Annotated in this window: 25 protein-coding genes; 22 read left to right on the plus strand and 3 right to left on the minus strand. The window is 52.0% G+C overall.

Annotation, left to right across the window (positions count from 1 at the left end):
• The 8 genes from Q2J39_RS03775 to Q2J39_RS03810 are packed head-to-tail and all read left to right on the plus strand — an operon-like array spanning window position 1 to window position 13553.
• Window positions 1-4137 carry a tape measure protein gene (locus tag Q2J39_RS03775; RefSeq protein WP_289068913.1) on the plus strand — a complete coding sequence of 1379 codons (4137 nt, stop codon included), beginning with the start codon at window positions 1-3 and terminating at the stop codon, window positions 4135-4137.
• Window positions 4134-5693 carry a distal tail protein Dit gene (locus Q2J39_RS03780; protein ID WP_289068912.1) on the plus strand — a complete coding sequence of 520 codons (1560 nt, stop codon included), beginning with the start codon at window positions 4134-4136 and terminating at the stop codon, window positions 5691-5693. Before Q2J39_RS03775 ends, Q2J39_RS03780 begins: the two co-directional genes overlap by 4 nt.
• Window positions 5684-8761: a phage tail spike protein gene (locus Q2J39_RS03785; protein WP_289068911.1), complete on the plus strand. Its 3078-nt coding sequence runs from the start codon at window positions 5684-5686 to the stop codon at window positions 8759-8761. The genes Q2J39_RS03780 and Q2J39_RS03785 overlap by 10 nt, the downstream gene beginning before the upstream one ends.
• Window positions 8754-9269, plus strand: coding sequence for a hypothetical protein (locus Q2J39_RS03790; protein ID WP_289068910.1), 516 nt, complete (start codon window positions 8754-8756; stop codon window positions 9267-9269). Before Q2J39_RS03785 ends, Q2J39_RS03790 begins: the two co-directional genes overlap by 8 nt.
• A complete protein-coding gene (locus Q2J39_RS03795; RefSeq protein ID WP_067557242.1) occupies window positions 9269-10198 on the plus strand; it encodes a hypothetical protein in 930 nt (309 codons plus the stop codon). The genes Q2J39_RS03790 and Q2J39_RS03795 overlap by 1 nt, the downstream gene beginning before the upstream one ends.
• Window positions 10198-10758, plus strand: coding sequence for a hypothetical protein (locus tag Q2J39_RS03800; protein WP_289068909.1), 561 nt, complete (start codon window positions 10198-10200; stop codon window positions 10756-10758). Before Q2J39_RS03795 ends, Q2J39_RS03800 begins: the two co-directional genes overlap by 1 nt.
• Window positions 10758-11306 carry a hypothetical protein gene (locus tag Q2J39_RS03805; RefSeq protein ID WP_289068908.1) on the plus strand — a complete coding sequence of 183 codons (549 nt, stop codon included), beginning with the start codon at window positions 10758-10760 and terminating at the stop codon, window positions 11304-11306. Before Q2J39_RS03800 ends, Q2J39_RS03805 begins: the two co-directional genes overlap by 1 nt.
• 36 nt (window positions 11307-11342) lie before the next feature.
• Window positions 11343-13553, plus strand: coding sequence for a DUF859 family phage minor structural protein (locus Q2J39_RS03810; RefSeq protein ID WP_289068907.1), 2211 nt, complete (start codon window positions 11343-11345; stop codon window positions 13551-13553).
• A gap of 45 nt (window positions 13554-13598) precedes the next feature.
• Here Q2J39_RS03810 and Q2J39_RS03815 read toward each other — a convergent pair whose 3' ends face one another.
• Window positions 13599-13838 carry a hypothetical protein gene (locus Q2J39_RS03815; RefSeq protein ID WP_289068906.1) on the minus strand — a complete coding sequence of 80 codons (240 nt, stop codon included), beginning with the start codon at window positions 13836-13838 and terminating at the stop codon, window positions 13599-13601.
• An 11-nt stretch (window positions 13839-13849) separates the two neighbouring features.
• Between Q2J39_RS03815 and Q2J39_RS03820 the strand changes: the two genes are divergently transcribed.
• The 13 genes from Q2J39_RS03820 (at window position 13850) to Q2J39_RS03880 (ending at window position 22456) form a co-directional block, all read left to right on the plus strand.
• Window positions 13850-14476 carry a carbohydrate-binding protein gene (locus tag Q2J39_RS03820; RefSeq protein WP_289068905.1) on the plus strand — a complete coding sequence of 209 codons (627 nt, stop codon included), beginning with the start codon at window positions 13850-13852 and terminating at the stop codon, window positions 14474-14476.
• A 24-nt stretch (window positions 14477-14500) separates the two neighbouring features.
• Window positions 14501-14770, plus strand: coding sequence for a phage holin family protein (locus Q2J39_RS03825; protein WP_289068904.1), 270 nt, complete (start codon window positions 14501-14503; stop codon window positions 14768-14770).
• Window positions 14754-15236 carry a hypothetical protein gene (locus Q2J39_RS03830; RefSeq protein ID WP_289068903.1) on the plus strand — a complete coding sequence of 161 codons (483 nt, stop codon included), beginning with the start codon at window positions 14754-14756 and terminating at the stop codon, window positions 15234-15236. The genes Q2J39_RS03825 and Q2J39_RS03830 overlap by 17 nt, the downstream gene beginning before the upstream one ends.
• A gap of 4 nt (window positions 15237-15240) precedes the next feature.
• Window positions 15241-16077 (plus strand): hypothetical protein, encoded by an 837-nt coding sequence (locus tag Q2J39_RS03835; protein ID WP_289068902.1) that lies wholly within the window; start codon window positions 15241-15243, stop codon window positions 16075-16077.
• Window positions 16078-16090: 13 nt separating this feature from the next.
• Window positions 16091-16408 carry a DUF4406 domain-containing protein gene (locus tag Q2J39_RS03840; RefSeq protein WP_289068901.1) on the plus strand — a complete coding sequence of 106 codons (318 nt, stop codon included), beginning with the start codon at window positions 16091-16093 and terminating at the stop codon, window positions 16406-16408.
• 342 nt (window positions 16409-16750) lie between these two features.
• The gene (locus Q2J39_RS03845) at window positions 16751-18334 is read left to right on the plus strand and encodes a recombinase family protein (protein WP_289068900.1); all 1584 of its coding nucleotides are present in this window, start codon (window positions 16751-16753) and stop codon (window positions 18332-18334) included.
• A gap of 83 nt (window positions 18335-18417) precedes the next feature.
• Window positions 18418-18837: a hypothetical protein gene (locus Q2J39_RS03850; protein ID WP_289068899.1), complete on the plus strand. Its 420-nt coding sequence runs from the start codon at window positions 18418-18420 to the stop codon at window positions 18835-18837.
• A 2-nt stretch (window positions 18838-18839) separates the two neighbouring features.
• Window positions 18840-18998: a hypothetical protein gene (locus tag Q2J39_RS03855; protein WP_289068898.1), complete on the plus strand. Its 159-nt coding sequence runs from the start codon at window positions 18840-18842 to the stop codon at window positions 18996-18998.
• Window positions 18995-19276, plus strand: coding sequence for a hypothetical protein (locus Q2J39_RS03860; protein ID WP_289068897.1), 282 nt, complete (start codon window positions 18995-18997; stop codon window positions 19274-19276). Before Q2J39_RS03855 ends, Q2J39_RS03860 begins: the two co-directional genes overlap by 4 nt.
• A 1-nt stretch (window position 19277) precedes the next feature.
• Window positions 19278-19865 carry a hypothetical protein gene (locus tag Q2J39_RS03865; protein ID WP_289068896.1) on the plus strand — a complete coding sequence of 196 codons (588 nt, stop codon included), beginning with the start codon at window positions 19278-19280 and terminating at the stop codon, window positions 19863-19865.
• Window positions 19865-20989, plus strand: a complete 1125-nt coding sequence (locus Q2J39_RS03870; protein ID WP_289068895.1) for a hypothetical protein — start codon at window positions 19865-19867, stop codon at window positions 20987-20989. Before Q2J39_RS03865 ends, Q2J39_RS03870 begins: the two co-directional genes overlap by 1 nt.
• A complete protein-coding gene (locus Q2J39_RS03875) occupies window positions 20986-21273 on the plus strand; it encodes a DNA-binding transcriptional regulator (RefSeq protein WP_276907285.1) in 288 nt (95 codons plus the stop codon). The genes Q2J39_RS03870 and Q2J39_RS03875 overlap by 4 nt, the downstream gene beginning before the upstream one ends.
• A gap of 643 nt (window positions 21274-21916) precedes the next feature.
• Window positions 21917-22456 (plus strand): DUF4352 domain-containing protein, encoded by a 540-nt coding sequence (locus Q2J39_RS03880; RefSeq protein WP_300968117.1) that lies wholly within the window; start codon window positions 21917-21919, stop codon window positions 22454-22456.
• Between the two features lie 33 nt (window positions 22457-22489).
• On the opposite strand, the gene Q2J39_RS03885 is transcribed toward Q2J39_RS03880, so the two are convergent.
• Complete coding sequence (locus Q2J39_RS03885) at window positions 22490-23146, minus strand: LexA family transcriptional regulator (RefSeq protein WP_300968118.1); 657 nt, start codon at window positions 23144-23146, stop codon at window positions 22490-22492.
• 184 nt (window positions 23147-23330) lie between these two features.
• On the opposite strand from Q2J39_RS03885, the gene Q2J39_RS03890 reads away from it, so the two are divergent.
• Window positions 23331-23540 (plus strand): helix-turn-helix transcriptional regulator, encoded by a 210-nt coding sequence (locus Q2J39_RS03890; protein WP_300968119.1) that lies wholly within the window; start codon window positions 23331-23333, stop codon window positions 23538-23540.
• Between the two features lie 126 nt (window positions 23541-23666).
• On the opposite strand, the gene Q2J39_RS03895 is transcribed toward Q2J39_RS03890, so the two are convergent.
• On the minus strand, window positions 23667-23953 hold a 287-nt coding region (locus Q2J39_RS03895), incomplete at its 5' end, for a hypothetical protein (protein WP_300968120.1).

A 23953-nucleotide genomic window follows, 5' to 3' on the forward strand; every position in this document is an offset into this window, starting at 1 on the left:
GTGAGCAGTCACAAGGTCGAGGCCATTCTCTCCGCCAAAGATGACGGACTTACCGATGCGCTGAAACGTGTCGAATCCACGCTGAAATCGCTGGATTCCACCGTCAAGCAGATCAGCAGCATCATGCTCAAGGCCAAGGATGCCGGCGCCACCACAACAATCAAAAAGGTGGGACGGGCAGCCGAAAGCCTGGACAAGACCAAGGCGGAGACAGAACTGGCAGCCGACGACAGGGCATCCCCCATCGTCGAGAAAGTCACAGAATCACTGAAAAAGGCTGACAGCCAGAAGGCGGAAGCGACTCTGAGCGCAAAGGACAAGGCGAGTCCGGCAGCAAAGCAGGCAAAGGCCGCAATCAACCAGATCAAGGCCCTGAATGCGACAGCCAAACTGGACGCAAAGGACAAGGCAACCGAGAAGATCCGCAAGGTCGTGTCCAATCTCAAGCAGATTGCATCCCACCCTGGGAACATCATCATCAATGCCAAGGACAAAGCAAGCCAGCTCGTCAGCGAGGCAGGCCGGAAGGTCAAGGCACTGGCCGCAGCCAAAGCCGCACCAACCATTGACGCGAAGGATGGACCATTCAACCAGAAGGTCCAGGGCGTAAAAGAGAAGCTATCAGCCCTGTCAAATGCAGCCGGGACTGTCGCTTTTGGCTTCCTGCAGTCGGCCGGGCAGAAGGCTTTCTCGGCCCTGGGAAGCTCCATTGACGGGGCAATCAGCCGATATGACACACTGCAGCAGTTCCCCAAGGTCATGTCCCAGATGGGCTACTCTGCGGAGCAGGCGCAGGCCAACATCCAGAAGATGTCAGACGGCATCGACGGACTGCCGACGACTCTGGACGGCATCGTTGCCAACGCAAAAAACCTGACCCTGACGCTGGGGAACATGGACAAGGGAACCGATACCGCCATCGCATTCAACAACGCCATGCTGGCTTCCGGAGCATCCACCGAGGACGCTGACCGGGCACTGACGCAGTACACTCAGATGCTTGCCAATGGCAAGGTGGACATGCAGTCCTGGATGTCCATGCAGACAGCTGGCAAGTACGCGCTGACAGAAGTGGCAAAAGAACTCGGGATCACTTCCGGAAACACTCAGGAGCTGTATGACCAGCTGCAGAAGGGCAATATCTCCCTGGACCAGTTCAATGATGCGCTTATCAAAGTGGCCGGTTCTGGATCCAAAATGGCGGAGACAGCCCGAAAGTCCATTGAAGGTATCGGCACATCCCTGAAAAATCTTGCCAACGCAGGCAAGAAGGGCATGGCGAACCTGCTGACGACCATTGACGAAGGTCTTGCGGCTTCCGGAACCAGCATTGCCGGAATGATCGACAGTCTGAAAGGCCTCATCAACACGGGATTCAAGGGCGCTCAGACGGCCGCAGCGCAGATGATTGCCCAAATTACGTCCATGGGCTCCGGAGCCTTTGAGCCGGTCCTGACGGGCGTACAGAAGCTCGGTGATGGCCTTTCCAAGGCTTTCCAGAGTTTCCTGAGTGGAGCGCTGCCGCAAATCACTCAACAGCTGGCAAATCTGGCAAATCTGGTTGGCAAGGTCGCCGGAGCCTTTGGAGACATGGTCGGTTCCATCGATATGTCGTTCCTTGCAGGTGTCCTGTCCGGCATCACAGCCAAATTCCGGGCGCTGCTGGAAATCGTCAGCCAGGTGTTCCAGAAAATGGCAGACACAGGTGTTGCAAACAAGCTGGCAACCGCATTCGGCAAAATTGGACAGGTCGTGAATGACATGTTTATGACAATGTCCCGGTCTGGGGCACTGGATAAGTTGCTGGACCTGTTCGTACAGATGGTTGGAGTCCTTGCGGATGCAGCTTCGGCTGTGGCTGACTTCATCGCTGGGATTGACGGAGACATTCTGGGCAATGTTGTCACCGGTGTCACGGCTGTTGTCATGGCAATCAAGGGAATGGACAGCGGACTGCAGTTCCTTCAGGGGTTCAATCCTCTGAAAGGATTTGCCAAACTCTTCAAAAAGAGCGCTGACGATTCAACGAAAACTGCAACTCAGATGAAGAGTAAACTTGCTCAAATTCTGACGTCTACTTTCGATGGAATTGCAAATGTCGTAAAAAGCGCCGGAACCGCCATTGCTGATGCAGCCAAAGGAATTGGCAAGGGGCTGGAGATTGCCTTCAAGGGCATTGCCTCTGCGTCCAAAATTGCGAACCCTGTCGGACTTCTGGCCCTTGCCGCTGTCATCATTTCCATTGGTGCAGCTCTGGCCCTTGTGGCTTCTCAGGGACAGGGCGTGGCCGCGATCATCGCCGGTGTGGGCACTGCATTTGCCAATGCTGCACCATTTGTCACAGCCCTCGGGGATGCGATTGGAGTAATCGTTGAAGCCATTGGAACGGCCCTTGCGGAGGTCCTGACAGCCATTGCTCCATACGTTGAGAATTTCGCCAACGCTTTTGCAACATGCGCTACAGGCATAGCAGAAGCTGTAGCGATCATTGTTGAAGCAATCACTCCGCTGGTGGATGTGGTGATGCAGAACTTCAATCAACTGGTTGCCATTGTTGGAAACGCAATCGCGCAGATCATTACAGCCTGCGGTCCTTTCATCCCCAACATCACCCAGATGGTGGAAACGGTTGTTTCCAAGCTGCCGGAAATCATCAACGCTTTCTCCAATCTGCTGAGCGAAGTTAGCCCGATCATTGATTCGATTGGTGATGCAATTGAAAAGTTCGGCAGTGCGATCGAGGATGCTCTGGATGGAGTGTCGGGAGTTATCGATTCTGTCGGCGGGCTCATCAAGAGCTTTTTTGATGGAATATCCGGAGTGATTGACTCCGTGGGAAACGCTGCCCTGAATGCCGGAAAAGGCTTTGAGGCACTGGCCCGGGGCGTTGCGAAAATTACCAGCCTGAATCTGCTGGATATGGGTGCCAGCCTTGCGGCTGTTGCCACAGGTATCGGACTGATTGCCACAGCGTCCCTGGGACTGGGAGATACAGGCACTCAGATGCAGGCACTGGGCACAGGACTTGTCCTGATCCAGTCGGCTGCAACCGGAGCCATTGCCGCAATGCAGAATTTCAGCAGCATCACCACACAGCTGCAGCAGGTTGGTGCCTGTGCTCCACAGGTGACAGCTGCAGCCACTGCAATCTCCCAGTTTGCAGCATCGGCCATCACGGCCATGGCTGGACTGGTTGGAGCTGTTGCAGGGCTGTCTGTCTTCACGGCCGGCCTGAATCAGGTGTATGCCGCATCCACATCTGCGAGTGCTGGTGCCATGGTGATGACTTCCTCTTTTGCAGGAGTCTCCGGCACAGCGTCTGCTGCAAGCGGAGCGCTGTCTGCCCTTGCATCGGCAGCCGTCAGGACGTCTGCTTCTTTTGCGGCCATGACCGGTCTTGCCTCTGCTGCGATGTCTGGTATGGCATCTGCTGTCCGATCCGGCATGTCTGCTGTCACTTCGGCCGTCACAAGCGGCATGAGGTCGGCCACAAGGGCAGTCACATCCGGTGTCAGCTCCATGCTCAAGGCAATGACGGTGGGTGTGTCCGCCATGTCTTCGGCCGGACGCGCCATGGGTGCAGGAGCCAGCAACGGTCTGCGCTCCGGTGTCGCTCCAATGCCCGGAATCGCCAGATCCGCGTGTTCTTCCGCCGTGGCAGCCATGTCCGGCTACTACGGAGCCGCTTACTCCGCCGGTGCCTATATCGGCATGGGCCTTGCCAATGGCATGGCGTCGCAGCTGGGACGTGTGGAAGCCATTGCGGCGTCCCTTGCCAATGCTGCAGCCAGGGCAACCGCCGCCGCTGCCAAAGTCAAATCGCCATCCCGAGTCTTCATGGAGATTGGTGGATACATCGGCGAGGGTCTTGCAATCGGCATGGACAAGACGCAGAAGATGGTCGCCAGGGCCGGCAATGACCTGATTTCCTACGGCCGGTTTGCAGCACCGAGGCGTGCCTCTTTCGCCGGTGGTGCCATGTCTGTTGATGAAACCTACGGTCTGAACATCGAGGTGTACCCGACGGTATCCATCAACGTCAACGACAGGGAGATTGCCAGGGCAACGGCTGACGAAATGACAAAGGAGCAGCAGCGCAAGGAAGCCATCAAGCAGAAACTGAGAGGAGACAGATGACATACAAATTTGTTGACACAGTAAGACAAACCACCGCAGCAACGGAATCCCTGCCTGATGAAGCGATCCGCATTAACGGCAAGTGGCTGGAAAATGAAGTGTCCGGTTATCGGACGCTTCACGTTTCTGGTCGTGAGCTCATTTCGACTGAAATCAACACCAACACCATCGCCGGGATGAACGGCGAAATCTTCCTGAACAGCAGGATCCCTGCGAGAGTCATCACGGTGCGATACCTGCTTGCAGCGAAGTCCAATAATGCCTTCCGGGAAGCCTTCAACCAGCTTTGCCGCCTGCTGCAGCCAACCCAGGTTGAAGTGGTTTTTGCGGATGAACCTGACAAATACTTCATCGGCACGAAGTCTGAAATTGAGGATCCTGAACCGGGCAGCAACATCACCACAGGGGAATTCAAGATTTACTGTGCGGATCCATTCAAATACTCAACCACCGAGAAGACTTTCCAGATGGACAGCACAGGCACCATCATGGTGGAAAACACCGGCTCAGTCCCAGCCCCCATCCGCTACGAAATCACGCACAACCATGAGAATGGCTATGTCGGGATTGCTTCCGAACATGGCGCCATGGAGTTTGGCAAGCGGGAAGAGGCGGACGGCGTAACATATCAGCAGATGGAACATCTGCTGTCCATCAGTGACTTTGTGTCTGCTCCCAACGACACAACGAGCAAGGATGCGATGCATCCTCTGTATGGGACCAAAGGAACACTGACCACCAAGTCATGGGCAGGCAGGACTTACCTGACTCTGGGTACAGTCGGCACCCTTGTCGGCGCCGCCAATGGTGGAATGCGAACCCTGACCATCCCTGCTGACTCCAATGGACAGTCGGGGTGCCTGAACTGGTACCTGTATGGTCATCTGATCATGTGGGCAAATGTCATGGGCCAGACTGGCGAGATGAGTATCAGCGTTCTGACAGCTGACAACAAGCTGATTGCAGGGCTGAACTGGAACAAGACAGACATGAGCGGAAACACCGCTCACTACGATTTCGTTGTCTACAATCCTTCTGGAACTGACAACGATGCCATGAAAGGCAGAGTACTCAAGTCCTTTGCTTATCAGACAGACCACCGGCATGAACTCAACCCATGGTATGGAGACTGGGGACACGTGGACCTCAAAAAAGAAGGGTCTAAAATAACCTATTTCTATTGGGGGCAGTATCACACGTTCAATATCCCTGAAATCGCAAATCTTCAAGCCGCCAAAGTCCAAGTATCCTGCAAAGCATGGAGAGCCAGCAACAAGACTCTGTATATCCATGGCTTTGACACATTGGATTTCTACAAATGCAATGTCAACAAATGGCGTGATGTCCCTAACCGCTACTGGCAGGGGTCAAAGCTGGAAATCGACGGTAACACCGGCCAGTTTCTGGTGGCCGGGATGCCAAAACCGCAGGATGAGATCCTCGGGACAAAGTGGTTCAAGGCTGAGCCAGGGGAGACGGAAGTCAAACTGTATTTCTCTTCCTTCTGTAGTCCGAAACCGACAGTAGTTGCCAGAATCAGGGAGGCATGGCTATGACAACTCCGAGAATCGCAGTCTTAAATGCCCGGGATGAAGTCCTGGACTTTTTGGACAATGACAGGCCGGGAGCCGTCCATTATTTTGATGAAACCCTGCACCTGTACCTTGCTGGCAGTGCCTACACCTTTGATGGCAAGGTGCTGACATCTGAGGACAGTCAGATGATTGAAGTCGGAAACAAGATGTCTTTCTGTCACGATAATAAAGATTACTATCTCAACATTGTGAAAACGGAAAAGGACGAGTTGTACACATCCTTTGAATGTTTCGGCCTTACCTTTGAATTCCTGAATGAGGAAGTTGACAAGTACGAAGCACCGGAAGCCAAGACCCTTGCCGCCTACATCCAGCAGTGGGGAGCTGAAACGATGGACCTCAGGATCATCCACAATGAGGTGGCTGACCGGTCCCTGAAACTGAAATGGGAAGGAAGGGAGACGATTTTGAAGCGTCTCTTTTCTCTTGCCACCAACTTTGATGTGGAGTTGGATTTTCAGACAGTCCTGAACCGGGATTTTTCTCTGTCCCACATGAATCTGTACATCGTCAAACAGACCGGCAAGGACCGGACAGGTGAAATCCTGCGGTACGGAAAGGAAATCGAAGGGATCAAAAAGACTTCGGATGTCTCCGACCTGTACACCGCCATTCGCCCCAGGGGCAAGGATGGTCTGACCCTTGCCGGATACTCTCACGCCAAGGAATCGGACGGCTGCTGGCTGCGGGGTGAGGACATCCTCAACCCGTCTGCAAAGGACAGGTTTCCGGCTGTCAATCCCAACAAAGCAGAAGGATATATTGCCCGGTATTGGGACTGTGACGTGGAAGACCAGGCCATGTTGTACGGCAGGGCTCTGGCCGAACTGCGCAAAAACTCCGTGCCCAAAGTGGAGTACGAAGTGGACGGTTTTGTTGATGGAGCCATTGGTGACCGATTCACCATTGAAGACGACGCCTACAAGCCGACTCTGTACGTGGAAGCAAGGGTGGTTGAACAGGAAATCTGTTTCACTGACCCTTCACGATGCAAGACGACTTTCGATAACTTTACCGAGGTAAAGAGCCAGCTTTCCAGCACCATCCAGGCGCAGGTCGAAAAGCTGGTGGAAAAGTATAAAACCTACCAATGCGGTATCTCTTCCACTGCTGGGACGACCTTTGTCAACGGAGTCGGGACAACCACTCTGACAGCCTTTGTCAGAGACGGCGTGACCGATGTGACTGACAAATTCACGATCAAGTGGTACAAGGCTGGAGCTGAATGCGGTAATGGCAAGACGATTACTGTATCCAGCACGGACTTTACCGACACGATGGTCTATGGATTCAAAGCCTTTGGTACTGATGGTTCCATCAAAGGCGAGTATGAGCTGACTTTTGCCAATGTTGCAGATGGTGTTTCCGACTATCTGCACATCAAATACTCCAATGACGGCGGCCAGACTTTCAGCACCCCTGACGGTGACTGGATTGGACAGTACCATGACAGCAATCCAACGGATTCTCCGGACCCCACAAGATACACATGGGCAAAAATCAAGGGTGATGATGGCGCCAACGGGCAGACTCAGAAGCTGGTATCGCTGGCGAACGAATACTACCTTTCAACCTCTGACACCTCCCAGACAGGCGGTTCCTGGGGGACGTCTTACCCGGATTATGTGGATGGAAAATTCTTGTGGGTCCGCATCAAAGCAGTCTACAAGGATCCCAACGGGACAGCCTACACAACACCCGAACTGGAAAAGGCGTGGCTGGCTGCAGGACAGGCAATCAACAAGGCCGAGACAGCCCTTTCCAGCGCCACAGCGGCGTCAAATGCGGCGGCGGACGCAGTAAGTCAGGCCAATGCGGCAAAGGCCACAGCGGACTCTGTGGCGGCTGAGATTGCCCCAATCAAGACCGGGGTGCAGGAAGCCAAAGATGCGGCGGAAGAAGCCAAAACGGAAATCGCCACAAAGACCCAGCAGATGTTGCTGGACATCGGAGATACCTATGCGACGAAGAATGAGGTGACCACTCTGGAAGGTGACCTGCAGGCACAGATCACTGCCAACGCAACAGAGATTGCCAGCAAGGTTTCGCAGACAGAGTACCAGCAAAACCAGCAGGACATTGACGATACTCTTGCCAGTCTGAACAGTGACCTGTCCTCCGCCCAAAGCTCCCTGACAGCCTTGCAGTCCAGTCAGTCTGAGGCAGCACAGAAGCTGGCACAGGCTGAACAGGATTTAAGGGATGCGCAGGATGCAGTGCTTGACCTGCAGACCAGTCAGACAGCCACAGACACCCAGCTTGCGGCGGCACAGGCAGCAGTGACCAAAGCACAGGCGGCGGTGGACAAGGCGCAGGGGGATGTAGACAAGGCCAACACGGAAATCGGCAAGGTAAAGACAGACATTGCCGGGATCCAGGGGGACATCTCGGACCTGACCAGCCGGGTGACAACGGCAGAGACTAACATCACGCAGAATGCCACCGAGATTGCCTTGCGGGCCACAAAGACGGAAGTCAACACGGCAGTGCAGGGTGCGAAAGACTACGCCGATTCAAAAATCACGATAAAGGCGAATGAAATCACATCCAATGTCACAGCGGTGGACAACAAGGTCAATGGTCTGCAGCAGCAGAAGGTGGAATATTACTACTACCTGTCAACCAGCCCCGACTCCTGCACCGGTGGAAGCTGGAGCACAACAAAGCCCGCCGAAACAGCGGGCAAGTACATCTGGCAGAAGATCAAGACGACCTACGTCAGCGGCGCAAGCACTGAGTCCAGCCCGGCAAGGCTGACAGGTGTTGCAGGCAAGGACGGGACAAATGGTATAGACGCCATGCACATCTCCATCACGCCGACATGGTCCGGAAACAGTTGCACCCTGACTGCACATGTGTTTAAGGGTGGAGTGGAGCTGACGGACACTCAGGTCATTGCTTTAGGTGCCCTGAAATGGTACTCGGGAGATACCTTCATCTCCAACGGCAAACAACTTACACGCACAGTTGGTACAAAACAGGTAGTAGAATGCAGACTCGAATCCGGGGGGGGGTGGCCTAATGCCTGAATTTATTACTCTTGCTGATGGGTCGCTTGCTGTGAAGGGCAGGAATCTGGTTCATGGCAGACTGTGGACGGAAGATAACCCATATACTCACGAATCGAATGCAAAAGATGGAAACAAAATTATTCCGAGTGCCTATTGTGAGTTTCCATCAGGCGGTACCGCCATGTTTTCGTTCCGAACCGACAGAACCATGGGAAACGTTCATGGTGGCACTGCCGGAAAGGTGATAAACCCAACCATTTGGCTTTACTATTACAAAACCACAGATACTCTTGCGACAGGTTCATGGACACAAGCAAAACACGTGAACACTTTGAAGCAGGTAGAAGATGGCAGATGGTATGCCACGGTAGAAATTCCAAACAGTTTCTCGTATTGCAATTTCAGATTCAACACCTACAGCGATGGGACGCAAATACAACGAGCCAAAGTGTGGGACTTATCCATGACATACGGGGACGAACTTTTACCCTATTCCCCTGCACCAGAAGACGAGGAGGTGAACTGATGGACTGGGCAAAAACAAAAGCAACCTCTGCTGACTTTGAGCAGGGGACAATCGATGAGAGCCGGACTGGAACATGGGATAACCTTAAATACCCGTCCTCAAACAGGATCCGCACAAAGTCTCTGGTACCTGTCAGCAAGGCAGTCAACATTCCCGTTGTGTCTGGGTACGAATACTGCTTTGCGATGTTCGACAGTTCTCAGACCTATTTAGGGATCACCACAGGATTCTACACATGGGATTCTCTCCCTCAGAACATCGTCTTACCGTCCGGTGTTGCCTACATTGGGCTTTTACTTCGGGCAAACAACAGCGCAACTATCACGCCGGCAGTTGCTGATTCTGCCCTACCCGGATATATCTGGACGGCTGGGCAGCCGGGGATGGGAACACTGGTGAATGGGGACGGGTATACAAAGGGTAGGAATCTGTTGGTTGGATGCAGAGGCATTACCATTGACGGTTCTGACTATTATACGACCGTTAAAATGGAGCCGGGAAAAATCACAGTCACAGGAGCCGGACAGTGGAATGCCTACAAAATTGACCCAGTGCCTGAAGAACGGGCGAGAGAAATCACATCTAGCAAAACGGATTTGACATTTGGGATTGACATCAAGGCAACAGGTCTTGCGACCAGAGTTCCTGTGACTTTCCAAATCAGAAGCCGGGATCAGCAAAATCGAATCGTTAGCGATACCATGTGGATTGAACCTGAGATGAACGGCAAGTGGCACCGTCTTTCTTGCACAGTGAAGAATGTTGAGGAAAGACCTCTTGCTCTAATCATTTTTGGGAACGCGGTAATGACTGCCGCAGACGTGGGAGCTACTATTGAATACCGCAAAATGAATCTGATTTTCGGAGACGAACCCTACCCATGGACTTCTGCGCCAGAAGATGAACCGAACCCAACGGAGGCCGTGTGATGAACAGCGAAATGTTTGGGACGCTCCCAGATGGGACGATGTATACGAAGCGGCGGAATCTGTGGAACAAACCAATAGATGCCGCCAAATTAGTTACATATAAGGGATATGAATGCGAAAAGTGGTCATGCAAAATAGGAACATATATTTTTTCATCAATAGACGCATTGCCAATAGTTGGACCGGTCGGTAGAGAAACACATTTCACAGTATCTTTCGATTACATTCTTGTTCGCAGACAGGTAGGAACAACGAACGTTATGAACGAGTCATATAATGATGGATACATATACAGCAAATGGTTTGGATCCATCAAGCTTTCCGGGAGTGCCCTACTCCTTTCGAATCAAGATGATTGGTCTCATCTAAAATACACGTTTTGCTTCAATGTGGATAAAGGTCAGGCAACACGGATGTGGTTCTACCCCGCCTATCTCCGAGACATAGACGCAGACCTCTACATCCGGAATATCATGATCACATACGGAGACGAAGACTATCCCTACACCCCGGCTCCTGAGATTGACGAAACGGTGGTGCTGACAGAGGGGGCAGGATAATGGCGACTCTAGCGAGAGCAAGTGTCCAGCTTGAAGATTTCTCTGGCGAACTCAAGGACCTCGAAGACAAAACCATCGCCAACGCAACGGCCCTGGAACAGCGTCTGTCCACTCAAATCCTGCAGTCTCAGGAGCAAATCCAGCAGACGGTCACTGAGCAGTATTTCACCAAGGATGAAACCAACAGGCTGATTCAGGAGGTGAGCACCGCATTTACTCAGACAGCGGAAGGCTGGCAGATGGACTTCAACAAGCTGGTCAGCGTGGTCAATGCCAATCAGGCAAGCATCGACTCAGAGTTTCAAAACTGGTCAAAGTACATCCGGTTTGTCGATGGAAACATCATCCTGGGTCAGGTGCAGAACCCCATCATCCTGACCATCAAAAACGACCGGATTTCCTTTGCACAGTCCGGTCAGGAAGTGGCTTACTTGTCAAACAGTGAGCTGACCATCACCGATGCGAGAATCACTCACAGTTTGAGAATCGGCTATTTTGGATGGGTCCCCAGAGCGAACGGCTCGTTGGACCTGAAGAAGGTGTCCTGACATGGGCGCCTTTTTTCGTGGAAAGGAGGATGACTGATGGCTTACGGTCCATGGGCCGGCGCCAGATGGCGGACCGTCTGGAACAACGGCTATTACCGGATAGATGTCCAGTGGGACTTCTGTCAGGACATCGAAAACAACAAGACAAAAACCTCAATGATGGGGCAGCGGATCGCATCGCTTAATGGCTACTACAGTTTTACGTATTCAGCTGTCCAGACCGGTGTCGGTGACTTCAATGGCACAAAATTTGCGGAAGAGCGAAACGTGTCAGTTGGCGGTGGCGGAACCACAGTCGTTGACTGTACGGACCGGCACTCTGAGGTCACGCACAATGCGGACGGCACGTGGCCTTCTGGTCAAGTCTGCGGCTGGTGGAGATTCAACGTCCCTCTTGCCAGTCACAATGTTCCGACTGTTGGATGGACAGCATTCAACATCGACGGCGAAATCCCGACAATCCCCCGGGCAACGACCCCGACCCTGTCATCGTCCTCTGTGGCGATGGGCAGTGCGGTCACCATCAACCTGCCCCGGGCGTCGTCCAGCTTCACTCACAACGTCACATACCGCTTTGGCAACGCGACCGGCACGATCAACAGCAACGCAGGCACATCCTGCAGCTGGACACCTCCTGTATCTCTGGCTCAGCAGATCAAGACATCCACATCGGGTGTCGGTACCATCACAGTCCAGACCAAAAACGGCAGCACGATTATTGGCACGAAGACCATCAACATCACGCTGACGGTGCCGACATCTGTTGTGCCAACGATTTCCGGACATGTCGTTGCCGAAGCAACGGCCAACATTGCGTCAAAGTTCGGTGCCTTTGTACAGTCAAAGTCCACACTCAAGGTCACGACCACAGCCGCAGGAGCTCAGGGCAGCACGATCACGGCCTACAAGACCGTCATTGAGGGTAGGTCCTACACGGGCAGCCCCTGCACCTCCGCCGCCATTTCCGGTTCTGGCACGATTGCGGTCAAGACCACCGTCACCGATTCCAGGGGCAGGACAGCGACGAAGACGACCAACGTCACGGTGGTAGCCTACAGCCCGCCGCAGATTTCGGTATCAAATGTTGCAAGGACAAGCGATGAAGCAACGACTGGAACCTGTACGTACAACTACTCCATATCTTCTGTAGGTTCGAAAAACGACAAAGCGTTTTACATCCAGTATCTCAACGGCTCAACATGGACCGACATCGTCCGCATGTCCACCGACTACTCAAAATCAGGCTCCGTCACTTCTGGGGCTGTTTTTGGTGTGGACGCAACAACGAAGGTGCGGTTTGTGGCTCAGGACTATTTCACCTCTGTTGTGGTGGAGAAGGAAGTCGGGCCGACATTTACGCTGATGAATCTGGGGGCTGGGGGTAAGAGTCTTGCGATTGGGATGTTGTCCAGTAACAACGGAACGTTTGAAACTGGGCTTCCTTTTGTGTCAGGCAGTGTCAGATATACGGCGAAAAAATTCGTCGCTGCAACAAACACACCCCAGTGGCTTAAAGTTTGTACACTTAAAAATTCCAGAGATTCCGACAGTGCTTTTGTTCGTGTGTATACCGGAGACGGATGGAATGCCCGCGCAAACCAGCAGACAGAAGTTGAAATTTTTGTCAAAGACGCATGGCAATCATCGCATTCAACGACCAATGCTTTTGGCGCCTCTTACAATGTTGTCGGAACCTATAACGCAGGGATTCAGGTCAAGGTCATTGCGCTTTCTGCATCCTCCTGTGAGATATGGCTGTATCTACCATGGGTCTATTCTTCTGGCTTTTTCACAATTGAATCACTGTGTGAAGTAGAAGCTGAAGGCAAGTGTCAGACAGATGCACCAACGGGAGCAAATCAGACGATGGGAAATCTAACGCCCGACAACCGAGGGTACCCGGTCGGTTCTGTTAAAATCACGTACGATAACGTGAACCCATCTACAAACATGGGCGGCACCTGGGTCCAGTTCTCCCAGGGCCGCGTCCTGATTGGACAGGGGACTGGGAGTGACGGTTCTACAAGTATGACTTTTGCGGCCGGAAGTGCCGGGGGTCGGTACACATCTGATCAGATAAATCTGGCCAATCCACAAAGTGCTGGTTTTGCAGCAAACTCCCCGAACTACGCCGACAGGTGCATCGTGAGAAAGGAAAGCGGTGGTTGGACCGCATCCGAAAGAGACGCAAACATCAAACTGATTCAGCCTTATCAGACGGTGTACATGTGGCGGAGAACCGCTTAACCGGTCCGGCGCCACGCATAGATGACTTGATAGGGTTGTACGTTGTTATGAAGTCCATTTCCGCCAGTGTTTGTCGTGTGATTCCATTCGTTTTGTACCGTGTTTGCCACATTCCCGGAGCCGGAGAGCAAAGTCCTGCACGATGTCTGTGGTGACCTCTTCCAGCTGACCAAGGTGCGGCAGCAGGTGATTTTCCACGATGTTTGCATAACAGGTGTAGGTGGAATACTTCTGGTAAGTCCGCTGGTCTGCCAGCCACTTTTTCAAAACTTCTTCATATTTCATGGAGGTATCTTATGAAAATCTATGTCCAAATCAGCGGTGATGGAGCAGTCACCGCTTTTTCCACGTGCTCCACCGCCGACGTGCAGGTGGATACAGAGGTGACCGGCCCGCTTTATCCGGAAAAAATTTCCGGCTACAAACTGGAGCCGGACAACACTGGTGTCAATCATCTTGTCTTTGATGAAGCTCAGTACAAGGCACACCTCAAGCAGGAGCAGGAAGCAGCTGCCAAAGCCGAAGCGGAAGCCAAACTGGCCGAAGTCAGCCGGGATGCACTGTTGGCAGGCGTTGATGACGATACTGCGCTGACCATGGCTCCGCTGTATGACGCATGGGAACCCGGCGTTGATTACAAAACCGGACAGCGCCTGCGGTTTGGTGACGGCGGATTTGTCAAAGTCCTGCAGGACCACAAGTCGCAGGAGGACTGGGAACCGGGCAAGACGCCGTCTCTGTACGCTGTCATCGCAAACCCGGCGATTGAATGGCCGCCCTATAAGCAGCCAACTGGTGCCCATGACGCTTACATGGCAGGCGACAAGGTCACCTTTGACGGTGAGCGATACATCTGCAAGAGGGACAACGTCTCTCACTCCCCGGCTGAACTGCCGGATGCATGGGAAAAGGCTGCTGACTAAGGGCAGCTGGAAAGGGAATATCTTATGGAAATCTTTGGACAAGCTCTCGTACCTACGACTCTCATCATTTGCCTTTGCGTAGGCTACTGCGTCAAAAACTTTGTCCCCGAGGAAGCCGTCAACAAGTACATCCCGGCCATCATGTGCGCTCTGGGCGCCGTCATCACCTGCCTGGCACAGGGCTTTACGTGGGACGGACTGGGTGCCGGAATGCTTACTGGACTGGCCAGCACAGGCCTGCACCAGCTGCTCACCCGCACGCTGGAGGGCCTGAGCGATGGACACGCTGACTGAGATCATCAGCGCCTGCGGGTCCGCCATTGTGGCGGGCCTTTTTGGCGTTGTCATGTGGCACCTCAACAGGCAGGACAAGGACAGGGAGGAAAAGGCAAAGCAGACCCAGCGGCAGCTGGACCAGGTGCTGGCCAACACAGAAAAACTCAAGGCTCACGATGACGTGATCATGAACCTTTCTGAAGCCCTGAAAGAGGTGATGACAGCCACCGACCAGAACTCTGAGGGAGTCAAAGCCCTCATGCGGTATCTCCTCCAGAGATACCACGCAACGTACATGATCCGAGGATTTATCACCAGCCATGAAAAACAGGAGTACCTGGAGGCCTATGAAGTCTACCGCTCAAAAGGCGGGAACGGCACCGGTGAAAGCTGGAAACGGGAAGTGGATACCCTGCCTGTCCGGGATGATGTCCCGGTGGTGAATCCCTATATCGAACTACTGAAAAACGGAAAAGGAGAATAACACAATGGCACTCACAAAAACCAAAGACGGAAAGAGCTATGAACTGCTCAGATTCCCCATGAAGGTGATGAACATCACCCAGGGCAATAACGGCCCCTATTCCCACCAGGGCGTCAACGCTTTGGACATCGCCGGCAAAGATACAGGCATTGAGCCTACTTTTGCCCCCTGTTCCATGCGCTACAAATGGCATGACTCCGCTGCCAACGGCAACGCGATTTTCTTCGAATCCGTGAACAAAGTAATGTTCGCGGATGGCAGCATTGATTACGCGACACTCATGTTCATTCACGACAACTACATCGGGGATATTCTGGCGCTGGCCAACAAGGGACACGTCTTTGCCCAGTGGGAGGAATTCGGCGACGAGGGTACCGCTGGCCGAGCGACTGGAAATCATTGCCACTTTGAAGTCGCCAAAGGCAAGTACTCCAGACCCTACGATGGACCGAACCGGTACGGCGTATTCTGCCTGCACAATTCCATCAGCGCCGATAAGGCTTGCGTGGTGGATGGCGTTACCATCAAAAACGGCAACGGGATGGCATGGAAAAAGGCGTCTCAGGTCAAGACCGGGAGTTCCGGAAGTATCAAATGGACAGCCGAAAACGGAACTGCCACCTTCACCCGCAATAACATCCGAATCCACGAGGACGGTCCCACAGGAAAGGTCATCTCTGGTGTCCAGTACAATGCAGGACAATCCGTCAAATATTTTGCCAAGTGCGCCTATGGCGGGCACAGATGGGTCAAGTACCATCGTGCAGGCGGCGGTGTTGGCTGCGTGGCTGTTTCGGGTTCTGAGACCCGGGGTGTAGACCCTTGGGCGACGTTTAAGTAGGAGGTAATACAACATGAAAAAAGCAATGATCAGCCAGCCGATGGGCGGCCTCACAAAAGACGAAATGCTGAAAATCCGTGATGCAGCGAAAGCGGAGCTGGAAGCCCTGGGGTACGAGGTGTTGGACACCATCTTCCCGAGCTTCGACAACGAATTTGGCCTGATGGATCCTGACCACATCGCTCTGCTGCACCTGGGCAAGAGCCTGGAAGAGATGGCCAAGTGTGACCTGGTCTACTTCTGCGAGGGCTGGCAGGACAAGCGCGGCTGCCGCATTGAGCACTCTGCGGCAACGGCATATGGCATCAAGGTCATGTATCAGGGGAAGTAGACACCACTAGACAAACTCTTGTCCAGTCACTAGACAAAATGTTAAAATGTAAACAGCCCGAATGCGGATGGTGAAGCCGGCTATACAAGTGTCCATCCTGCAAATCATGGGAGCTAGGCTCCTGGCATCGGACTAACAAAACAACCCCGGGTTTTCTTCCCGGGGTGTTTTTTTTGTGCCACAAATGGTGATTGTTTGAGGCAGATGAATCCCAAGGTGGGTTGATTGCCTGTGATACGATTTATACATAAAAAAGTCCCCCGCCAAATGACGGGGGAAGATGGATGGTACATCCAACTGTTGATCCAGTCAGATTGTACCATCCAACGAAAGGATGGACAAATGGACAAAACAAAAACAGCAGCCATCTATGCCCGTTACTCTTCCAGCAACCAGCGGGAAGAAAGTATCGATGCACAGCTGCGGATCTGCAGGAAGTACGCAGAAGAAAATGGCTACTCAATCGTTAAGGAGTACACCGACAGCGCGATCAGCGGCCGCACGGACCAGCGTCCTGCTTTCCAGCAGATGATTCAGGACAGTGCAAAGGGCGGCTTTGATACGCTCCTGATTTACTCTCACGACCGTTTCAGCCGCAACAAGTATGATACAGCAACTTATAAGACACGCCTCAAAAGGAATGGGGTGCGGATCGTTGCTGTCACCCTGCCGCTGGATGACTCTCCGGAGTCAGGATTGATGGAATCGATCATGGAAGGATTCGCTCAATATTACAGCGAGAACCTTGCCCGATCGACAAAGCGGGGGCTGGAAGAGAATGCGCTGCGCTGCAAATCCAACGGGCCGCTGCCCTACGGTTACAAATCAGAAAACGGTGAAATCGTCCTGGATCCGCTGCCGGCAAAAGTGGTAAACCTGATCTATCAACTTTACTCAGAGGGTTATGGAAAAACGAAGATCTGCGATACCCTCAACCGCAACGGATACCGGACAAGCCGGGGTGGACAATTCAAGGTCAACGCCCTGCACACCATCCTGTCCAACGAACGGTACAAGGGTATCTATATATACGGTGATAAACGAATCGAAGGCGGCATGCCAGCCATCATCAGCGAGGAGCTGTTCGACAAGGTGCAGCACCAGGTGAAAAGAAACCGGAGAGCGAGGAAGGCCATGAAAGAAGAAAACGAATATCTGTTAAACGGGAAGGCATTCTGCGGAGAATGCGGATCCCCTCTGGTTGGAGAATCCGGTCGCTCAAGCACCGGCGAGGTCTACCGCTACTATAAATGTGCAGCCAGAAAGAAAGACCCTCAAGCCTGCCAGCTTCACACAGAGCGAAAGGAAGATCTGGAAGACTTTGTGGTCGGCTATATCTGCAGAGAGGTCCTGACAGACGAAAATATCCAGCTTATCGCGGAAAAAGAGTTTGCCCTGCTGGAAGAAGAGGCAGCGGACAAATCGCTTCTGATGGCACTGCAGGCCGAATACAAGCAAGTGTCCGCGAAGGTGGAGAACATCCTTGAAGCCATCGAGCAGGGCATCTTCACGCCAAAAACCAAAGACAGGCTGATGGAGCTGGAGAACCGACAGACGGACCTGGAAGACAAGATCGTCCGGGAGAAGCTGAAAAAACCGGAGTTCACTGTGGACCACATCGTCTATTGGCTCACGAAGTTCCGGCAGGGGGACATCAAGGACTTCGAATTCCGCAGGGCGGTCATCAATGCCCTGGTCAATTCCGTGTTTGTTTACGACGACGACACGGATCCAAACAGCAAAAAAGGGCGCATCATTATTGCCCTAAACCTCAAAAACGGGCCAGTGAAGACACTGACCCGTTCGGATGTGCAACAAATGGGGCACCATTTCGAACGATATTCGAACTTTTGCCGAATTCAAAGATACACCGCGGTCTTCTTCATTGCAAGCAGAAATTCCGGAATCGACCTCAGAGAAATCTGAGGTTTTATTGAACATTGTGCATTATTTTGTTGACTTACTGAACATAGTGCAGTAAGATAAGAGTGTAAAGAGGAGGACACAAGATGACAATGGAGGAATTTTTCGGGAAGGTAGAGAACAAATCGAACAAGCGGTTCCAGTTCGACGGATCCGCACATAAAAACCCGGATGAGATCACAATCATCACCGGCAACGTTCGTCGCTTCAAAGACGGATTTGTGATGCCGGTCGGAAACAACAAGCTGGTCTATCTCAAAGACTGGCAGGTTCTCCCGGTTTACAACCACGAAGAAATTGGAAATGCGGAAGCAGTCAAACTGAACCGCAAATACTTCAAAACTTATACTTGGAAGTCTGAGTTCGAAGACTTCTACTTCGAAAATGAAGATACGTTTGATTCCCTTGCTGAACTGGCGAAGGAACAGGCGAACCAGCTGACATGGAGAATGGGTCACTTCGGTGACACCTACTGGCAACACGACATCGATTGGCTGAGGTGGTAAGCATGGTAGAACTGGAAATCAGAAACGAAATCAGAGAGAACCGGGCAGAAATCCGGTTCCTGCAGCAGACAAATCAGGGACTGGAAGTAAGAAGGGCATTGATTGAAAGAAACCATCAGCTGATGCAGCTGCTGGATAAGCAAGAAGGAGAAAGAAAATGAAATTCAGTAAGAACGAGTATTACGAAATTCTGACCAGAGCAGTAGATGATGGTGCCTGGGATCTGGTGGATTACCTAACAAGGGAAACGCCACTGCCTCAGAACATAGCGGTTTACCACGAATTGGTTTCCGAACATCCGCGCTCTGAGAATGTGGTTATCGCCACGATCCCCGAGGGATATGTCGCAAACAGACGGGATTGGTACCGCGGGCTTCAGGATCCCTGGTGTGTGTATCTTCCCCCTCACTACTTCGAATGGCTGGAAGGAGATGAATAAAATGATCACTTACAAGAAGTGGTTGTCCGTCCTGGAAGACTGTTCCGGGATGGACAAAGAGGAAATCATCAAGGAAAACCCGCTGGATCTGGATGTCTCTGTTGAAACAACAGCCGACAAAATCAGTGAGCTGATCTGGGCGGCTGCCAACAACAGCATCCAGGCGCTGATTGAAACGACAGGGATGACCGGTTACCGTTTCGCAGCCGAATTTGGCTTGAAGGAGCGGGCCGTGCATTACTGGATCAAGGGAGAGAGGAAGGCCTCTGATTACGTGACAAGGATGTTCGCGTACATCCTCGTTACCGAAAGCCTGGAAACGAAGCGGGTCTGGTTCGTTCAGAACTGCTATCCAGGGACAGAGGACCTGACATTCTTCTCCAGTGAAGACGAAGCCCTGGAGTACGGTCAGGACCTGTGGGAACACAGATCCGAGCAGGAAAAGGCCAGATACCGCAAAAACGCAGGCGGTGAATGGCGGCTGTCTGCAGGAACCATTGAAGTCCCGACTTCCATGGACGAAGACGAGTACTGGGACGAAGTCCTCGCCCAGGACTACGGAGTAGAAACTAAGGACTTCGTTTCCTGATGGCAAAGAGAAAGAAAAAATCGGATTGCTGGCCGCTTGAGTATTGCAGACAGCTCAAGCGGGGCAACCCTCGCATCTTCGAAATGGTAGATTTCTATCGCGAATCAAGCGAAGAAGAATGGCCATCTTCTTGCTGGGTGCCACTCGGTGTCATCCAGGACAAAATCCATCTTCCATCAAACATTTCGATCGATCCGGATAAGGTGACAGTCGATTTCATCCGGCAGATGAGCACAATCCAGGCTGTGCCAGTTCTGGCAACGTGGAGGCAGTGGAAACAGGTTTATCGGTTTGATCCGGACTTTGCGAAGCTGCTGACGGAAACAAAAGAGTCGATGACCATGCCTGTGGAGGTCCTGAAATCTCTGCCCTATCCATGCATCTACATTGAAACCGCAGGAATTATAGATCTCGATGGAGTCTTTGTGATTAGAGACCACGACACGAAAACCAGGACGGACATCCTTGCTTTTTATGGACACACTTTGAAAAATCCGATGGGCGTAGAAGCGCCGATTGAAGTAAACAGATTGCTGTTGGCAGATGGAATAACCGTGAAACAATCCATCATCCCCCGGATCTGGCCAACGCAAACAACAATGACCAATGGAAAGGTCAGAATTGTTGAAGGCCTGGAAAAAGCAAGCGCCGATGATCGAATCGCAAAAAAGAACGAGGAAACCGCAAAGAAGATCCTCCAACTCGTTCTTTATATCTGTGCCGAAAACGCAGAAATAAAGGCAGACCCCGTCCAGGAGCGCATCCGAAAAGAACCGAAATCCGAAGCCTCCGGAAAGCCTGAGATAAAGGACCGGATGGCAGAAGTCAAGAAGATGGATGTCGGAGCAGAGACTGGCGAGCGGATCCGCATCATGGGCCGGAAGCAAAAGGCTGGAACCAGCGAATCGTCTGGCACACACCACGGATCCAAAAGCCAGAAATCCCCTCACATGCGCAGTGGACACTGGCACCACTATTGGCGCGGAAAACGGAACACAGAAGACCGCAGGCTGGTTGTCAACTGGATTGCGCCAGTGTTCATCAACGCTTCCCTGGTTGATGAGGACGAGACAGTGACCATCAACATTGCAAAGAAACAGAAAACCAGGAGCACAGAACAATGAATTCCGTGAAGAAAATGCCTGTTTGTAAAAATGAATTCACGAACACAGAAGTGATAACAACGAACGACTTCGCGAAAGCTCTTCGACAGAAACTGGGACTTTCACAGAGAATGATGGCAAAGATGCTGGGGCTAAGCGAAAAAACCATTGAAAAATGGGAACAGGGGGCCAACCCAATCAAAGGAGCCGCCAGCAGGATCCTGTACCTGCTGGATCGTCATCCGGAGTTGTTGAATGAGTTGTACCAGTTCAAAAAGGAACTGGTCGATGAATCAAAGAGATAGCGTTAATGTGCCGGATTTAATCCGGCCTTTTCTTTTCTCCAGCACAAAAAAATCCCCCAGGAACCCATCCGGGGGAAACGAGAGACCGGTCTCACACATTTCCGGCAAATTCATGATACATCATCACAGCTTTTGCGAACGTTCAGATGACTTTCGCAAAAAACTGTCATTTTTGATAACTTCGTCCGGCAAGGTGTTAAAAACCGGCACTTTTTACAACTTTGCAGCTTAAACAATCACAAAAGCCTCCCGCGTCACACAGGCAGGAGAGGCTTCTGCGCGTCCGGGGTCCGTAGACTTGCCGACGTTCCTGTCTGGATTATAAAACAAAAACCCCGGTTGTACACCCGAGGTTTCCTTTCGCCATCCTCCTGACGATGGGACAGCGGGAGCATATCGTGTGGCAGGCATCATCGTCACGTCTATCCTGCGTTAGACCGGCACCCAGTGGAGTCCATCAAGGGCCCAGCTTTATATGAACCGATTATAGCATGGTATAATCAATTTAGCTCGTCTGCCAACGTAGAAGGAGTTCCCTAAAGCGTCAGGATTTAAGTCTTGGCGCTTTTCGCTTGTTGGGGATGAAACCCTTTACAGTCAAAATAGTATGGCTTACACTTTGGCTATGAAAAGGAGATTTATTATGGAGTACAAAAAATTACTTGCAGCCGGATTGGCAGCGCTCATGATTGCGGGTTGCGGATCCACAAGCGACGGCGAAGGGGATGCTTCCGCGAAGGAAGACGCTCCGGTGGAAGAGGCTAAAGCAGAAGAGACAAAGCCGAAAGAAAAACCCGGAGTTGGCGAAACCGTAACAGTAGACGGGGCAGCCATCACCATCAATTCGGCGGAAACCGTAGACCAGGTTGATGATATGGTCAACACAGCGGCCAATCTTGAAGAAGGAAAGAAGTATGTCGTTATCGACATGACAATTGCCAACGATTCCGACGAAGAACTCAAGATTTCGTCTATGGTATCGTTTGAACTGAAAAATGGTGATGGAAGGAAACAGGATTATAAATTCCCTGTTGGAACCGACGGACAGATGGATGGCGATATCGCCCCCGGTGACAAGCTGTCCGGGCAGCTGGTTTACATGGCGGATGCAGACGGTGAGCTGGATCTGAAAGTCACTCCGGTTGCGATTGGCGGCGATTCAGTCATTTTCAAAGTCAGATAACAAACAAGGGACCCTGCGGGGTCCCCTTTTTTGTTATAGCCCGGTCAGACAGGCGACTGCCTTCCCGAAGATGTGGATGTTCTCCAGTTCATCCCCTGTGTACTCCTGATCCTCAAAATCCGGGTTGCAGGCTTTGAGAATCACTAGGCCGGGATACTGGTAGAAGCGTTTGATGGTTGTCGCGTTTTCCACGGTCACAGCAGCTATCTGCCCATTGTCCACCATGGATGTCTCCCGGAAAAGGACCATCGAGCCATCCATGATGCCGCATCCTGTCATGCTCTTGCCTTCGGCTATCAGTGCAAAGTCTGCGCCGGTGGCCTTTTCGACTTCGATATAGTCCCACTCCCTGATCGCTTCTATCGGGGATCCGCAGGCGCTGGTCCCCAGAACCGGGATTCTCTTCAATCCGGACAGATCAGGAACCGGGATGGTGCCAGGAGGCAGGGCCGAGCGGGCTGATTTAGGAGTGGGTTCTATTTCGGCTTGGGGATAAGTGACCGGGTCCTCTACCAGATGGGCCTTATCTGTGCCAAAAAAGTTGGCCATTGCTTCGATTTTGTCTATCCGAGGATATGTATTCCCTTTTATCCAATCCGTGATGGTGGTATACGGAACGTTTAATTTTTGAGCTAATTCTTTGCGCGATAGACCGTTCGCGCGCATATAACGTTGGATATTCTTGGCCATAATCTCTTTGTTTCCTAGGCTTGTCATCGTCGTCCCTCCCTTACTGATTATATAATATGAGAAAACCGGAATTATTTCGACAAAAAAAGTAGAAAAAACCGGTAATATCGTAAGAAAATACGGTTTAACCGTTGACGTAACGGAAAAACCATAATATTATGGGCCCATGAAAGGAGTGATAGAGATGACCCAAAGACTGACGCTCAAGGCGTGTCGCGTAAACGTAGGACTTTCCCAGGAAACGGCTGCGACAAAGCTGGGCATTAGCAAGGAAACTCTCTCGAATTACGAGCGCGGGTTGAGTTTTCCGGATGTTCCGATTATCAAGAGAATTGAGTCTCTGTACGGTGTTGGATACAACGACATTAATTTTTTGGTCAAAAATTACGGTTAAACCGTAATCAGAAAGGAGACATCATGAGCGAAGAAAAAGAAAAAGCCCTCGAAAGGCAGATTCGAAGGCTTGAGGTAACTGCTCTGATTCACGGACTCGTGATTCTGGGCATCCTGGTTGGGTTGCTTACGAAAAGCAGATAGAAAGCCATTCGCCAAGAGGCAACAGAAAGGAGACACGCATGACAAACGAAAACAAAAACCCCTCGACCGGAGTCAAGGGGCCAGTAATTACCGTGCGGTTGGACGCGGACCAGATGGTTAAATTGGCCAAAATGGTTGCGAAGCGCATGGAAGAAAAGAAAACTCCCCCAGCGGCAACCGAGGGAGTAAGAGAGGTATTCGTCAAATGCCCGACATGCGGCAGCTGCTTGATGCTGCTGGTATCCCTTACGAGTACATCCGGAAGGAAAA

Source organism: uncultured Allobaculum sp. (assembly GCF_948576815.1).
GTDB lineage: Bacteria > Bacillota_I > Bacilli_A > Erysipelotrichales > Erysipelotrichaceae > Allobaculum > Allobaculum fili.

What these genes read in the sequence shown, in the direction of transcription:
- Q2J39_RS03840 (WP_289068901.1), top strand. Translation starts at nt 16,091, where the DNA reads ATGAAAAAAGCAATGATCAGCCAGCCGATGGGCGGCCTCACAAAAGAC.
- Q2J39_RS03875 (WP_276907285.1), top strand. Translation starts at nt 20,986, where the DNA reads ATGAATTCCGTGAAGAAAATGCCTGTTTGTAAAAATGAATTCACGAAC.
- Q2J39_RS03855 (WP_289068898.1), top strand. Translation starts at nt 18,840, where the DNA reads ATGGTAGAACTGGAAATCAGAAACGAAATCAGAGAGAACCGGGCAGAA.
- Q2J39_RS03860 (WP_289068897.1), top strand. Translation starts at nt 18,995, where the DNA reads ATGAAATTCAGTAAGAACGAGTATTACGAAATTCTGACCAGAGCAGTA.
- Q2J39_RS03845 (WP_289068900.1), top strand. Translation starts at nt 16,751, where the DNA reads ATGGACAAAACAAAAACAGCAGCCATCTATGCCCGTTACTCTTCCAGC.
- Q2J39_RS03785 (WP_289068911.1), top strand. Translation starts at nt 5,684, where the DNA reads ATGGCTATGACAACTCCGAGAATCGCAGTCTTAAATGCCCGGGATGAA.
- Q2J39_RS03815 (WP_289068906.1), bottom strand. Translation starts at nt 13,838, where the DNA reads ATGAAATATGAAGAAGTTTTGAAAAAGTGGCTGGCAGACCAGCGGACT.
- Q2J39_RS03835 (WP_289068902.1), top strand. Translation starts at nt 15,241, where the DNA reads ATGGCACTCACAAAAACCAAAGACGGAAAGAGCTATGAACTGCTCAGA.
- Q2J39_RS03780 (WP_289068912.1), top strand. Translation starts at nt 4,134, where the DNA reads ATGACATACAAATTTGTTGACACAGTAAGACAAACCACCGCAGCAACG.
- Q2J39_RS03880 (WP_300968117.1), top strand. Translation starts at nt 21,917, where the DNA reads ATGGAGTACAAAAAATTACTTGCAGCCGGATTGGCAGCGCTCATGATT.
- Q2J39_RS03795 (WP_067557242.1), top strand. Translation starts at nt 9,269, where the DNA reads ATGGACTGGGCAAAAACAAAAGCAACCTCTGCTGACTTTGAGCAGGGG.
- Q2J39_RS03820 (WP_289068905.1), top strand. Translation starts at nt 13,850, where the DNA reads ATGAAAATCTATGTCCAAATCAGCGGTGATGGAGCAGTCACCGCTTTT.
- Q2J39_RS03800 (WP_289068909.1), top strand. Translation starts at nt 10,198, where the DNA reads ATGAACAGCGAAATGTTTGGGACGCTCCCAGATGGGACGATGTATACG.
- Q2J39_RS03870 (WP_289068895.1), top strand. Translation starts at nt 19,865, where the DNA reads ATGGCAAAGAGAAAGAAAAAATCGGATTGCTGGCCGCTTGAGTATTGC.
- Q2J39_RS03825 (WP_289068904.1), top strand. Translation starts at nt 14,501, where the DNA reads ATGGAAATCTTTGGACAAGCTCTCGTACCTACGACTCTCATCATTTGC.
- Q2J39_RS03805 (WP_289068908.1), top strand. Translation starts at nt 10,758, where the DNA reads ATGGCGACTCTAGCGAGAGCAAGTGTCCAGCTTGAAGATTTCTCTGGC.
- Q2J39_RS03830 (WP_289068903.1), top strand. Translation starts at nt 14,754, where the DNA reads ATGGACACGCTGACTGAGATCATCAGCGCCTGCGGGTCCGCCATTGTG.
- Q2J39_RS03865 (WP_289068896.1), top strand. Translation starts at nt 19,278, where the DNA reads ATGATCACTTACAAGAAGTGGTTGTCCGTCCTGGAAGACTGTTCCGGG.
- Q2J39_RS03885 (WP_300968118.1), bottom strand. Translation starts at nt 23,146, where the DNA reads ATGGCCAAGAATATCCAACGTTATATGCGCGCGAACGGTCTATCGCGC.
- Q2J39_RS03850 (WP_289068899.1), top strand. Translation starts at nt 18,418, where the DNA reads ATGACAATGGAGGAATTTTTCGGGAAGGTAGAGAACAAATCGAACAAG.
- Q2J39_RS03810 (WP_289068907.1), top strand. Translation starts at nt 11,343, where the DNA reads ATGGCTTACGGTCCATGGGCCGGCGCCAGATGGCGGACCGTCTGGAAC.
- Q2J39_RS03790 (WP_289068910.1), top strand. Translation starts at nt 8,754, where the DNA reads ATGCCTGAATTTATTACTCTTGCTGATGGGTCGCTTGCTGTGAAGGGC.
- Q2J39_RS03890 (WP_300968119.1), top strand. Translation starts at nt 23,331, where the DNA reads ATGACCCAAAGACTGACGCTCAAGGCGTGTCGCGTAAACGTAGGACTT.